This window comes from Bradyrhizobium sp. JYMT SZCCT0180 (assembly GCF_018130165.1).
Taxonomy (GTDB): domain Bacteria; phylum Pseudomonadota; class Alphaproteobacteria; order Rhizobiales; family Xanthobacteraceae; genus Bradyrhizobium.
In genome coordinates, this window is record NZ_JAFCLZ010000027.1 from 82326 (window position 1) to 95888 (window position 13563).

A 13563-nucleotide genomic window follows, 5' to 3' on the forward strand; every position below is an offset into this window, starting at 1 on the left:
ACAAGCAGGCGCAACGAAAAAGATAAGCCATGAGCGCACGTCCCCTCCCCATCATCATCGCGCTCGGCACCACGCAGACGCTGGCCTGGGCGTCGAGTTATTATTTGCCGGCGATCCTGGCCGACCCGATCTCGCGCGATCTCGGCGTCTCCTCGAACTGGATATTTGCCGCCTTCTCCGCAGCATTGGTGCTCTCGGCTTTGCTCGGCCCGCGTGTCGGCCGGCAGATCGACCTGGTCGGCGGCCGGTCGGTCCTGTCGATGTCCAACATGGTATTCGCGGCCGGACTGACGCTGCTTGGGTTCAGCTACTCCATTCCGGTGATGGCCATCGCATGGCTCCTGCTCGGCATCGGCATGGGCTCGGGCCTCTACGATGCGGCGTTCGCCGCGCTCGGGCGCATCTACGGCAATGACGCGCGCCGCTCGATCACCGGCATCACGTTGCTCGCGGGTTTTGCGTCGACCGTCGGATGGCCGCTGTCGGCCTGGGGGCTGGAGACCATCGGCTGGCGCAACACCTGCTTTGCCTGGGCGGCGGCGCATATCCTGATCGGCCTGCCGATCAATCTGCTGATGCTGCCGGCGGTCAAGGGCGCCAAGGCGGCGGTGGCGAACGCCGTCAAGCCGCACATCGCGATCGACCGCACCATGATCCTGCTGGCCTTCGTGTTCGCCGCCGCCTGGACCGTCACCGGTGCGATGGCCGCGCACCTGCCGCGCATCATGGAAGCGGCCGGCGCCACCACCGCGCAGGCCGTGTTCGCCGGCGCCCTGCTCGGCCCGGCGCAGGTGGCGGCGCGTATTTTCGAGGCCGGCTTCCTCAGCCGCTTTCATCCGCTGGTCTCGACCAAGCTCGCATGTGTCACCAATCCGATCGGCGCGGCGATCCTCGGATTGGCCGGTGGCGGCGCGGCCAGCGTGTTCGCGATCTTCTACGGCGCCGGTAACGGCATCCTCACCATCGCGCGCGGCACGCTGCCGCTGGCGATCTTCGGCCCCCAGAATTACGGCTATCGCCTCGGCATCATCGGCGCGCCGGCGCGGATGGCGCAGGCCGCTGCGCCATTGCTGTTCAGCCTCCTGATCGACATCATGGGCAGCCGCGTTCTCATCGTCTCCTCCGCGCTCAGCCTCGCAGCGCTATTCGCGCTGTTCTTGGTACGCAGCCATCCGCCCATGACAAAGCCATCATGAGGACTCCCAATGGTAGATGACACACCACCATCGATCCGGCGCATCAATCCACCCGAACTCGGCACCCCGCCCGGCTATTCGCAGATCGTTGACGTCAGTCCGGGTCGCCTCATCTTTATCGCCGGTCAGACTGCGCTCGACCGCGACGGCAACGTGGTCGGCAAGAACGATTTTGCCGCGCAAGCAGATCAGGTGTTCGAGAACCTCATCATCGCGCTGCGGGCGAGCGGATGCACGGCCGCCAATCTCGTAAAACTCACAGTGTTCCTCACCGACATGAACAATCTCGGCCGCTACCGGGAAGCCCGTAACCGCTTCTTTGCCTCCGTCGCGCCGCCGGCCGCGCCCGCGGTGACGCTGGTCGAGGTGTCGAAGCTCTATGGCCCCGATTTCCTGATCGAGATCGAGGCCATCGCCGCTGCATGAGCGTCACGCGTTCAACGTTTGCTCGCCGCCGACGTCGCGATCCAGATGCCGGCGAACACCGCGACCAGCCCGAGCACGAGGTTCGGCGTGATCGGCTCGCCGACCAGCTGGGTGGCGAGCAATCCTGCTGCCAGCGGGTTGACGGTCATGGTGTTGGCCACCCTTGTCGGCGACGCCCGCTCCAGCGCCAGCACCCACAGGATGAACGCCAGCGCGCCGCCGGCGATCCCGAGATAGAGGCCCGCGATCCATTGCGCCGTTCCGAACTGGCTCAGGACCGCGACGCTCCCGGTCAGGGAGCCTACCAGGATCAGCGCGGCGGCACCCGTGCCCATGCCGACGGTGAGAAAGCCGAGCGCGCTCGAGCGCTGGATGAACGGACGGGACCAGACGTTGTAGAACGCCATGCACAGGACGGCAGCCGTCATGATCAGTTCGCCACGCCACGCGCCCGCCGGCGCGCTCGAAAGCCCCGACGCCAGGGCTGCGAAGACGCCGAGCACGGCAATGCCGACACCGATCGACTTCCGCTTCGTCAGCGGCTCGATGCCGAGCATGGCGCCGACCACCATCGTGTGCAGCGGCAGTGTCGCCAGCGCAAGGCTGGCGCGCGCCGCGGTCGTATAGGACATTGCGATGTTGTAGAGGACGAAGAACACGCCGAAGAAGCAGAATCCCAGCGCGGCGACGGCGGGCCAATCCCGGCGCTGCGGCCAGCGCGCCTTCAGGAGCAGCGCGGCAGGCAACACGCAGCAAAAGCCGATGCCCCAGCGCAGGATCGCCATCGTGATCGGATCGGCATTGCCGGCGAGATAGCGCGTGATCGCCGCCGCGGTCCCGCCGAGAGAGCTCGATACCAATGCGATTGCGACACCGACCCATTCGCCGCCCAATGCCTGTCTCCCATGTCTTGCCAAGCTTGCTTGTGGCATCTTGCCGGTCAGCAGGCTTTCGGCAACTACCTGGCAGGTACTCATGGCGCTTCAACAGGATTTCGCGGCAAGCCTGCGCTGGTGGCGACGGAAGCGAGGCCTGTCGCAACTCGAACTCGCCGGACGCACCGAAATTTCGCAGCGGCATCTAAGCTTCCTAGAACTCAGCCGTGCAGCGCCGAGCCGGGACATGGTAATACGGCTTGCCATTGCCCTCGATGTGCCGCTGCGCCAGCACAATTCGCTGCTGATCGCGGCAGGGTTTGCGCCGGTGTGGCGGCAGACCAACCTCACAGCTCCCGAGCTCGGCCAGATCCGCATTGCGCTCGATTTCATGCTGGCCCAGCAGGAGCCGTTTCCAGCCGTCGCAGTCGATCGGCACTGGAATCTGCTGCAGAGCAATTCCGGCGCCGTCCGGCTGGTCGAATTTCTGGTCGGGCCACTCCCGCCGGATACGCCGGTCAATCTGGCCGACGCGCTGGTTGCCCCTGATGTGCTGCGGCCGCATTTGGTGAACTGGGTCGAAGTCGTCGGCTATTTCATCCGAAGCGTGGAAGCCGATGCTGCCGCTGACGGATCAGCCGAGACCGCAGCGCTTCTCAAGCGACTGCTCGCTTATGAAGGCGTGCAGGCGGCGGTCCATGCGCCACCTGCCGAACTGGCTATCTCGCCGGTCCTTCCCATGCATTTCCGCAAGGACGGGATCGACCTGCGGCTGTTTACGACCATCGCTACGCTGGGCATTCCCCAGGACATTACGCTGCAGGAACTGCGCATCGAAAATTTCTTCCCCCTGGATGACCCCACCGCCCGCATCCTGCGCGGCTGGGCCGAAGATGCGGCTAACGTACGATCCGTAGCAGAATAACCTCAGCCATCCGCGCAAAACCTTCTGCCTGATGGCAGCATTTTTCAGCAGCACAATCTAATCCCGTGCGCTCTCCTCCGGCGGCTTGATGTGGCGGAACGAGAACAGCAGCGCGAGGTCGTAGCCGATCTTGAGCGCGCCGCAGACCACCAGCGGCAGGCCGGAGAATGCCGTCATCAGCAGCGCGCCCGAGATCGCCGGGCTGATCGCGGACGCGAGGCTGCGCGGCACCGCGGTGACGCTGGCGGCAGCGGGCCGCTCTGCGGGCGTCACGACGGCCATCACGTAGGACGTGCGGGTCGGGACGTCCATTTGCGACAGCGCCGAGCGCAGCAACAGTAAGCCCAGCGCCAGGTAAAGATTGGGCGAGAACGCCGCCAGGATCAGGAACACGCTGGAGGGGATGTGCGTGAACACCATGGTGTTGACGAGGCCGATGCGCCTCGCGAGCCAGGCGGCGACCGGATAGGAGAAGGCGCTCAGCGTGCTCGACCAGAAGAAGAACAATCCCGCCGCAGACAGTGAAAGATCGAAGCGCTCGAACAGCCACAGCACCAGCAACGACTGGGCGACGAAACCGCCCGCGAATGCATCGATGCTGAACAGCGCGGCGAGCTTGTAGACGGTGCCGCGCGAAGGTCCGAGCGGCGTCTGCGGCGCCCGCTCCTCGCCGCGCGTGTGCGGGACACGACGATAGAGCGCGGCGCAGAGAATACCGAGCCCGGCGTAGGCATAGAACATCAGGCGGAACGCGCCGAGCTGGGTGCTGCCGCCGGCAACGAGAAAATCTGGCAGCGACGCCGCCAACGATCCCGCCGCGGTGGCCAGCGCCCCGATCAGGCTGTAGCGGGCGAAGATCTGCGTGCGGCGCTCGTCGGTCGTGCTGTGCGCGAGCACCGCATGTTCGAGCGGCACCAGCACGCCGAGGTCGCCGCCGGACGGATTGATGGTGCCGATAAAGGCGACCAGCACGATCAGGACAAAGTGCTCGACGCCCGGGAACGCAATCCCGGTGGCCGCCATCAGGCCGGCGCCGAACATCAGTAGCGGACGCAGATCATGGCGGGGCGCGATCCAGCCGACGATCAAGGTCAGCAGCGCGGTTCCCAACAACGAGGCTGTAGCGACGATCCCGACCGCGATGGCGTCGTAACCCAGCAGCGTCATGTAGGCCGGCAGGATAATGATCGCAAAACCGTCGCCGAACCCGCGCAAGCCCCGCGCGACATAGAGCAGCGTGATCAGCGAATTTGCCGACGAGACGTTCGATTCCGAGGGGATGCTGGCCATCGATCCATGCTTTCATGCGCAACTCGACACGTCGAGCGGTGCGCAGAGCTTGGACGGAGGACCGTCTGACGGGGAGCCTGCTTTGTCCCCGATGCCAAGCAGGCTAGGTCGGAATCTGCACCGGCGCAAGGTTGCAAGGTTGACAGCGGAACCGGCAAGCGCTTAATTCGGCGCATGGGGACTCTGCGATCTCCCCACGAGGCGACATGCCCAAGTATCGCGCCCGTTTTCTCTTAACGAGGGCGCAACCATGTCATCCTACACCACGATATCTCCAGATAAACTTGCACGGTTGATCGGCACGGCGAACATGCCTGTCCTGATCGACGTCCGTACCGACGAGGATTTCGCCGCCGACCCGCGGCTAATTCCGGGCGCCGTCAGGCGCAGCCATCAGGACGCCGCCAGTTGGGGCGAGGAGTTCTCCGGCCGTCCCGCCATCGTGGCTTGCCTGCGCGGCCAAAAGCTCGCGCAAGGCACCGCCGCCTGGCTACGGCATCTCGACGTGTCGGCCGAAACGCTTGAAGGCGGCTTTGAAGGCTGGAAGGCCGCCAAGCTGCCGCTGGTGCCGGCCGAAAAGCTGCCCGCGCGCGATGCGCGAGGCCGCACCGTCTGGGTCACCCGGGCGCGGCCGAAGATCGACCGCATCGCCTGCCCCTGGCTAATTCGAAGATTTGTCGATCCAAACGCGGTGTTCCTGTTCGTCGCACCGTCCGAAGTGCTTGCGGTCGGCGAGCGCTTTAACGCGGCGCCCTTCGACGTCGAGAACGTGTTCTGGAGCCACCGCGGTGAACTCTGCACCTTCGATGTGATGGTCGAGGAATTTGGCCTGGCAACGCCGGCCTTGCTGCGGCTGGCGACCATGGTCCGCGCCGCCGATACCGAACGGCTCGACCTTTCGCCGGAAGCGCCGGGGCTGCTTGCGGCTTCGCTCGGCCTGTCGCGGATGTTCGACGACGATCTCGAGCAACTGGAGGCCGGCATCACGCTGTACGACGCCTTCTATCGCTGGTGCCGCGATGCGACCGGAGAGACCCATAACTGGCCGACCAACAAGGCGAAGCCGTAATGGATGCGACCATCAACAAGACAGCCGAAGCCGGTGCCAACAGCGAATATGCGCACGGCATCAGCTTCGGCGAAGCGTTCCGGGTCTGGCTGCGGGTGGCGTGCCTGAGTTTCGGCGGGCCCGCCGGCCAGATCGCGGTAATGCACCGCATCCTGGTCGAGGAAAAGAACTGGATCTCCGAGAGCCGGTTTTTGCATGCGCTGAATTACTGCATGCTGCTGCCGGGGCCGGAAGCGCAACAGCTTGCCACCTATATCGGCTGGCTGCTGCACCGGACCGCCGGCGGCATCGTGGCCGGCGGGCTTTTCATCCTGCCGGGCGTCATCGCTATCATGGGGCTGAGCTATATCTACGCCGCCTACGGCAATGTCGGATTCGTCGAGGCGGTGTTTTTCGGGCTGAAAGCGGCGGTGCTCGCCATCGTCGTGCAGGCGGTGGTGCGGGTCGGCAAGCGCGCGTTGCGCAACCGGATCATGATCGCGCTGGCAGGCATCGCCTTTGTCGCGATCTTTTTCTTCAACGTCCCCTTCCCGATCATCATCATTGCCGCCGGCGTGATCGGTTATCTCGGCGCCCGCAGCGGCCGGCCGGAATTCGCCGCGGTCGAACATGGTGGCGGCGGCAAGAAGACGGCCGTCGTCGACAGCCTGCTCGGCGAGGAGTTGCCCGAGCATGTCCGCCCGAGCGTCGCCAAGGCGCTGAAAGTAAGTTCGGTCTGGCTGCTGCTATGGCTGGTGCCGGTCGCCGCGCTGCTGATCGCGTTCGGCCAGGACAATGTGTTCAGCCAGATCGCGCTGTTTTTCTCGAAGATGGCGATGGTGACGTTCGGCGGCGCCTATGCTGTGCTGGCCTATGTCGCCCAGCAGGCAGTCGAGCATTATCACTGGGTGCAGCCGCGCGAGATGCTGGACGGCCTCGGCATGGCCGAGACCACGCCGGGCCCCCTGATCATGGTGCTGCAGTTCGTCGGCTTCATGGCCGCCTTTCGCGATCCCGGCACGTTGTCGCCGATGATGGCGGCGACGCTCGGCGGATTGCTGGCGACCTGGGTCACCTTCATGCCCTGCTTCCTCTGGATCTTCCTCGGCGCGCCCTTCATCGAGACCTTGCGCGGCAACAAGGGGCTTGCAGGTGCGCTAACCGCAATCACCGCCGCCGTGGTCGGGGTGATCCTCAACCTGTCGATCTGGTTCGCGTTGCATACGCTGTTCCGGCAGACGACGCCGGTTCGATCGTTCGGGCTGTCGTTCGACATGCCCGTGCTGTCGAGCATCGATATCGCCGCCTTCGTGCTGTCTGCTGCGGCGGCGGCCGCGATCTTCCGACTCAACATCGGCATGCTCTGGGTGCTGGCGGGGTCCTGCGCGGCCGGCGTGGCGTTGCGGCTGACGGGGCTGATTTGAGGCGCGGCGCTGACGTCTGAAGTCAGGCTTACTCCCGACCGATTCTGGTTTGCAGGTCGGCAATGTCGATGAATCCGTCGGCCTGACGACGCAATTCTTCCGCAGCGACCGGCGGCTGGCTCGAAATCGTCGAGGCGACGGTGACGCGGAGACCTCGCCGCTGCAGCGATTCAACCAGCGGGCGGAAAGCGCCATTCCCGGAGAACAGCACGATTTCGTCAAGATGCACGGCAAGTTCCATTGCATCGACCGTGAGTTCGATATCCAGGCTGCTTCTGAACTTGCGGCGGCCACCGGCGTCGACGACCTCTTTCGACGCCTTGGTAATGACGGTGTAGCCGTTGTAACCAAGCCAGTCGATCAAGGGCCGGATCGAGGGGAATTCCTGATCCTCACTGAAAGGCGTGTAGTACAACGCCCGCAACAACGAACCGCGGCTCTCAAATTCCATGAGCAGGCGCTTGAAGTCGATATCAAAACCGAGCGCCCTGGCGGTTGCATGAAGATTGGGGCCGTCGATGAAGATCGCCATTCGGCCGGGCTCAGATCGCAACATATGACCGTCCTTGAATCGAGAAACAATGGGCGGAGTTCAGGCCAGCCGGTCACCGGCTTCCCGTTCACGTGCCTCTTCAACGTTTCGCCTTGAAACCATGTCGTCGAACGCAGCGATGGCCGCACGCACCTTCGTCCGCTCGCCTGCTTTGAAACCTGAGAGATGCCGCAGCAAAAATCGCGCAACCGAAACCGGCCGGCTCGAAGCGGCAATGCCTATCTAGCAGATAGCCCGCGTCCGACTTGCGATCCTGCGCCAATTATTTGGTTTTCTGCGCCAGGATGGCCCCCTCGCGGCGTACAAACCGCAAACGGACCGGGGCGGATCGCCTTACACCCGCTCCGCCGGCGCCAGCTTGCAGACCGCGCCGCTGGACTCGATCTGCAGCGTGGCGTGGTGAATGTTGAAACGGTGCGACAGCTCCTCGCAGACCCGATGCAGGAATGCGTCGTCGCTGCCGTCAGGCCGCACCAGATGCGCCGTCAGCGCGGTCTCGTTGGTGCTCATGGCCCAGATGTGGAGGTCATGCACTTCAGAGACGCCGTCGAGTGCGCCGAGATAGTCCCTGACCTTTGCCAGCTCGATGCCGCGCGGCACGCCGTCGAGCGCGAGATTGACGCTGTCGCGCGCCAGCCCCCAGCCGCTCACGAGCACCACACCGGCGATGGCAAGGCTGATCGCGGGATCGACCCACAGCCATCCCGTGAACATGATCACCAGGGCCGCCACCACCACGCCAAATGACACGCCGGCATCGGCGGCCATGTGCAGATAGGCGCCGCGAACATTGAGGTCGCCATGGCGGCCGCGCATGAACAACAGGGCCGTGCCGCCATTGATGGCGATGCCGAGTGCCGCGACCGCCACGACGGTCCAGCCGGCCACCGGCGCGGGGGCCGAGAAGCGATTGATCGCCTCGACGATGATGCCGCCGACGGCGACCAGCAGAAGCCCGGCGTTGAACAACGCCGCGAGGATCGAGGCCCGCCGGTAGCCGTAGGTATGCCGCTGCGTCGGTTGCTTCTGCGCGAGCCACGCCCCGCCCCAGGCCAGCAGCAGCGCGATCACGTCGGAGAGATTGTGAACGGCGTCCGAAATCAGCGCCAGCGAATTGGCGGCATAGCCGAAGACCAGTTCGGCGGCGACGAACGCCGCATTGAGCGATGCGCCGACGGCAAATGCCCATCCGAAACTGTCGGGCGCATGGCTGTGCCCGGCGTGGTCATGTCCGTGGGAATGGTCGTGATGGTGGTGGTGATCGTGCGCCATGGCGGATTTATAGCGCGCGGAAATGCGAATACTATCACAGCGCCCTGCCCGTCAGAGCGAGACCGCGATCAGTTCCTCCACCAGAGGACCGCCGCCGACCGGAAACACGATGAACTGCTTGCCGCCGGCCATATAGGTGATCGGCGCGCCGACGGCGTTGGCAGGCACCGCGATCTCTGCCAGCATCTCGCCCGAGGTCTTGTCGTAGACCCACAGATGCGGACTGAAATTGTTGAGATCGGCGATCCGGCGCGTTCCACCCGCAGGCAGTCGCGGCGCACCGAAATAGCCTGACTGTACAACGATCATCACCGTTTTCGTGATCAGCGCCCAGCTGCGTGCGGGAAATCCCAGCCGCTCACGTATGCCCAAGGCTTGAATGGTCGGAATAAGCTCGGCACGCCCGATCGGAATCCGCCAGCGATGCTCGCCGCTGTTCATATCGATAGCAAGCATGCTGCCGAATGGCGGCTTGAGCAGCGGCAAGCCACGCGGCCCGGACAGGTAGCGGAATTCGCCGATAAAGTCGTAGCGCGACTCCCCCGGCGCCGGCCTGCGAACGGTGACCACAAACGGCAGCCGGTAGGTGCCGACATAGAGCATGCCGGTGTCCGGATCGATCGCCGCACCTGCCCAGTTGCCGCCGCCGGCGACGCCCGGTACCTGGATGGTCCCTCGTTCCGACGGCGGGGTGAACAGCGGACCGTGATCGTATTTCGCCACGATGTCTCTTGCCTCCTGACGGAGTTCGGGCGTGAAATCGATCAAGTCTTCGTCGCGCACGCCCTGAAGGTCGATGGGGGCCGGCCTCGTCGGAAAAGGCTGGGTCTTCGATGCGCTTTCACCGGGAACGGTCGAAGCCGGCACCGGCTGCTCCTCGATCGGCCACACCGGCTGGCCGGTGACGCGATCGAATACGTAAACAAACGCCTGCTTGGTCACCTGCGCCACCGCCTTGACCGTTTTGCCGCCTACGGTGATGTCGATCAGGGTTGGCGCCGCCGGGGTGTCGTAATCCCACAATCCATGATGCACGAGCTGGTAGTGCCAAACCTTTCTGCCGGTGGCGGCTTCGAGACACACGATGCTGTCGCCGTAAAGCCCGTCACCGGGACGATGACCGCCATAGTAATCGTTGGTCGGCGTGCTCACCGGCAGATAGACATAGCCGAGTTCTTCATCCGCGCTCATCGGCGCCCAGACATTGGCGTTACCCGCCTCGCGCCACGAACCCCGTTGCCAGGTCTCGACGCCCTCCTCTTCGCCCTGCGGCACGGTGTGGAAGGTCCAGAGCAGCCGGCCAGTCACGACATCGAAGCCCCGTACGTCGCCGGGCGGCGACGGGCTTTTCCGCCACCAATCCATGACGGACGACCCAACCACGATGACGCCGCGTACGATCACCGGTGGTGAACTCATGGTGTAGTAGTCGCGGTCGACCTCGCGGCGCAGACCCTGCGTGAGATCGATCCGGCCGTCATTGCCGAAGCCCGGCACCGGCTTTCCGGTCTTCGCATCCAGCGCGATCATCTGCGCAAATGCTGTGAGCATGATGATGCGCTCGTCCTCGCCATTGCGCCAATAGGCGACGCCGCGATGCAGCCAGCCGTCATTGGCGGGCATGCCGAGTCCGTTCTCGTAAACCTTGGGATCAAACACCCATTTGGATTCGCCGGTGACGGCATCGACGGCGGCAACCTGTGACAGCGACGTCGAGGTGTAAAGCACGCCCCCGACCATCAGCGGCGTCGATTCATTGGCGCGGGTCGGGCCGACGGACGGATTGGCTTGCTTGACCGCCATGTCCGGCGACTTCCAGCGCCAGGCGACATGCAGGTTTTTCGCGTTGCTCCGATCGATCTGCGTGAGCGGCGAATAGCGCGACACGGCGTAGGTCCCGGCATAGGCCGGCCATTCCCCTTGCGACAAGGCCTTGGCCGATTCAGGCAGCGCACCGGGGATAGGCTGAGCGTTGAGCAAAGACGGCATGGCGAGCATCAGGACTGCTCCGCCGATCGTTGCGATGAGTCGTTGCCATTCCGCTTTGCGCAATGCCGCCTCCCCTTTTTTGGAGAGCATCGGCGAGAACCCTGAAGCAGTCAAAGGGCATCCAGCAAAACCGCGAGCAGATAACGAAATCGTAATCCGCCGCCAAGACGTGGATGCCCGGCACCCGTCTCCGCCAAGGCTTCGACGAGGCCACGAGTCGCTGGCCCGCCGGAGCTTTAGCGAAGGCGGCAAGGCCGGGCATGACGACGTCTGGGTATAAGTCCCCTACTCCACGCCCCGCAGGAACTTGTTCGACTTCGGCAGGCCGTGCGCGAGGCGGCCGGCGTCGGCGCGGTTGCCGCGCCAATCGGCCAGTTCCTTCCAGCTCATGCTCTGGTCGCGGCCGGCGGAATCTTTCCAGTTCAGCCCCGCCTTGGACTCGAATACCGCGACATCGGAGAGCTTTGCGCTGGTGTATTTCTGCAGCCGCACGCCGCGGCCGCGCGCCATCTCCGGCACCTGGTCGAGCGGGAACAGCACCATCTTGTGGTTGGTGCCGATGACGGCGACGGTGTCGCCGGCCACGGTCGTGATCGCGCAGGCCTCGTTCGGCATTTCGACGTTGAGCACCTGCTTGCCCTTGCGGGTGTTGCCGACGCAATCGTCCTCGTTGACGATAAAGCCCTGCCCTTCGAGGCTTGCGATCAGGAATTTGCGGCCGCCCTTGTTGACGAACAGCGATACGATCGCGGTTTCCGGCTCCATGTCGATGAACATGCGGATCGCCTCGCCATGGCCGCGGCCGCCCGGCAGCTTTGCGACGTCGAGCGAATAGAACTTGCCGTTGGTCGCGAACACCAGGAGCTTCGAGGTGGTCTCGGCAAAGAAAGCGTGGTCGAGCTTATCGTCGGTCTTGAAGGCAAGTCCCGAAATATCCTCGACATGGCCCTTGAGCGTGCGCACCCAGCCCTTTTCGGAGATCACCACCGTGCACGGCTCGCGCTCGACAAACGCCTCCTCGATCGCGGCCAGATCGTGCTCGGGCGCATCCGCGAAGGTGGTGCGGCGCTTGCCGAGCGGTGTCTTGGGCCCGAACATGTCGCGAACCTTGCGGACCTGATCGCCGACCTTGGACCATTGCTCGGTCTCGGAGCCGAGCAGCGACTTGATGCCCTTCAACTCGGCGCGAAGGTTCTTGTCCTCGGTGCGGATCTCGAATTCCTCGAGCTTGCGCAAACGGCGCAGCCGCATGTCGAGGATGGCGTCGGCCTGGACCTCGGTCAGCTTGAACGCCTTCATCAACTCCGGCTTCGGTTCATCCTCGGTGCGGATGATCTTGATCACCTTGTCGATGTTCAGATAGGCGATCAGGTAGCCGCCGAGCACTTCCAGCCGGTTCTCGATCTGGGTCTTGCGGTAGTTCGAGCGGCGCAGCAGCACGTCGCGCAGATGGTCGAGCCATTCGCGAAGGCATTCGGCAAGGCCGACCACTTTCGGGATCTTGCCCTTGATCAGCACGTTGAGGTTCAGCGAAATCTTGCTTTCGAGCTCTGTCAGCCGGAACAGCGATTCCATCATCAGCGCGGGATCAACGGCGCGAGATTTCGGCTCGATCACGAGACGCACGTCTTCGGCAGACTCGTCCCTGACGTCGCCGACCAGCGGCAGCTTCTTTTCGTTGAGCAGCTCGGCGATCTTCTCCACCAGCCGGGATTTCTGCACCAGCCAGGGGATCTCGGTGATCACAACGACCCAGGTACCCCGCGCCCCCTCTTCCTGGGTCCATCGCGCGCGGGTGCGGAACGAGCCCCGCCCGGTCATGTAGGCTTCCGCGATCGCTTCCTTGGAATCGACGATGATGCCGCCGGTCGGGAAGTCCGGCCCCTTGACCCATTTCAGCAGCGACTTCGATTTGGCATCCGGCTTGTCGATCAGGTGCAGGGCGGCGTCGCACAGCTCGGCGGCGTTGTGCGGCGGGATCGACGTGGCCATGCCGACCGCGATGCCCTGGGAGCCGTTCGCAAGCAGGTTCGGGAAGCCGCCCGGCATCACCACCGGCTCTTTGGTCTGGCCGTCGTAATTGGGACGGAACTCGACGCCGTCCTCGTCGATGCCCTCCAGCAGCAGCTGCGCCACCGCGGTCATGCGCGCTTCGGTGTACCGATAGGCCGCCGGATTATCGCCGTCGATATTGCCGAAATTGCCCTGGCCGTCGACCAGCGGGTAGCGCGAGGAGAAATCCTGCGCCAACCGCACCATGGCGTCGTAGATCGCCTGGTCGCCATGCGGGTGGAACGAGCCCATCACGTCGCCGACGATCTTGGCGGATTTCTTGAACGCCGTGCCGGGGTCGAGCCGCAGCAGCCGCATGCCGTAAAGGATGCGCCGATGCACCGGCTTCAGGCCGTCGCGGCCGTCCGGCAGCGCGCGGTGCATGATGGTCGAAAGCGCATAGGTGAGATAGCGCTCTTCCAGCGCATCCCGCAGCATGACTTCATGGATTTCGGCCGGCTCTTCCGGCGGTAACGTTCGTTTTCCCATGGGGACGGGTTAAACTTTTGGGCT

10 protein-coding genes and 1 pseudogene are annotated in these 13563 nt (G+C 64.3%); 5 read left to right on the forward strand and 6 right to left on the reverse strand.

The features are described from left to right. Positions 1–29 precede the first annotated feature (29 nt). Positions 30–1196, forward strand: a complete 1167-nt coding sequence (locus JQ641_RS31965; RefSeq protein ID WP_212000054.1) for an MFS transporter — start codon at positions 30–32, stop codon at positions 1194–1196. A gap of 9 nt (positions 1197–1205) precedes the next feature. Beyond that, the gene (locus JQ641_RS31970) at positions 1206–1622 is read left to right on the forward strand and encodes a RidA family protein (RefSeq protein ID WP_212000056.1); all 417 of its coding nucleotides are present in this window, start codon (positions 1206–1208) and stop codon (positions 1620–1622) included. Positions 1623–1633: 11 nt separating this feature from the next. Here the strand turns inward: JQ641_RS31970 and JQ641_RS31975 are convergent, their stop codons facing one another. Continuing rightward, complete coding sequence (locus tag JQ641_RS31975; RefSeq protein ID WP_249150913.1) at positions 1634–2515, reverse strand: DMT family transporter; 882 nt, start codon at positions 2513–2515, stop codon at positions 1634–1636. 82 nt (positions 2516–2597) lie between these two features. Here JQ641_RS31975 and JQ641_RS31980 point away from each other — a divergent pair, with 82 nt between their 5' ends. Further along, on the forward strand, positions 2598–3422 hold the full coding sequence (locus tag JQ641_RS31980; protein ID WP_212000060.1) for a helix-turn-helix domain-containing protein: 825 nt from the start codon (positions 2598–2600) through the stop codon (positions 3420–3422). A gap of 57 nt (positions 3423–3479) precedes the next feature. Here the strand turns inward: JQ641_RS31980 and JQ641_RS31985 are convergent, their stop codons facing one another. Further along, positions 3480–4712, reverse strand: coding sequence for an MFS transporter (locus JQ641_RS31985; protein ID WP_212000061.1), 1233 nt, complete (start codon positions 4710–4712; stop codon positions 3480–3482). A gap of 250 nt (positions 4713–4962) precedes the next feature. On the opposite strand from JQ641_RS31985, the gene JQ641_RS31990 reads away from it, so the two are divergent. Then, complete coding sequence (locus tag JQ641_RS31990; protein ID WP_212000063.1) at positions 4963–5781, forward strand: chromate resistance protein ChrB domain-containing protein; 819 nt, start codon at positions 4963–4965, stop codon at positions 5779–5781. Next, positions 5781–7184, forward strand: coding sequence for a chromate efflux transporter (chrA, locus tag JQ641_RS31995; protein ID WP_212000068.1), 1404 nt, complete (start codon positions 5781–5783; stop codon positions 7182–7184). The genes JQ641_RS31990 and chrA overlap by 1 nt, the downstream gene beginning before the upstream one ends. 31 nt (positions 7185–7215) lie before the next feature. Here chrA and JQ641_RS32000 read toward each other — a convergent pair. From JQ641_RS32000 to parC, 4 genes and pseudogenes are all read right to left on the reverse strand, one after another. Beyond that, positions 7216–7737, reverse strand: a pseudogene (locus JQ641_RS32000) (LabA-like NYN domain-containing protein); the annotation flags it as partial. A gap of 333 nt (positions 7738–8070) precedes the next feature. Beyond that, positions 8071–9009 (reverse strand): cation diffusion facilitator family transporter, encoded by a 939-nt coding sequence (locus tag JQ641_RS32005; RefSeq protein ID WP_212000071.1) that lies wholly within the window; start codon positions 9007–9009, stop codon positions 8071–8073. A gap of 51 nt (positions 9010–9060) precedes the next feature. Beyond that, the gene (locus tag JQ641_RS32010) at positions 9061–11007 is read right to left on the reverse strand and encodes a PQQ-binding-like beta-propeller repeat protein (protein ID WP_212000072.1); all 1947 of its coding nucleotides are present in this window, start codon (positions 11005–11007) and stop codon (positions 9061–9063) included. A gap of 276 nt (positions 11008–11283) precedes the next feature. Then, positions 11284–13539, reverse strand: a complete 2256-nt coding sequence (gene parC / locus JQ641_RS32015; RefSeq protein ID WP_212000073.1) for a DNA topoisomerase IV subunit A — start codon at positions 13537–13539, stop codon at positions 11284–11286. Positions 13540–13563 lie beyond the last annotated feature (24 nt).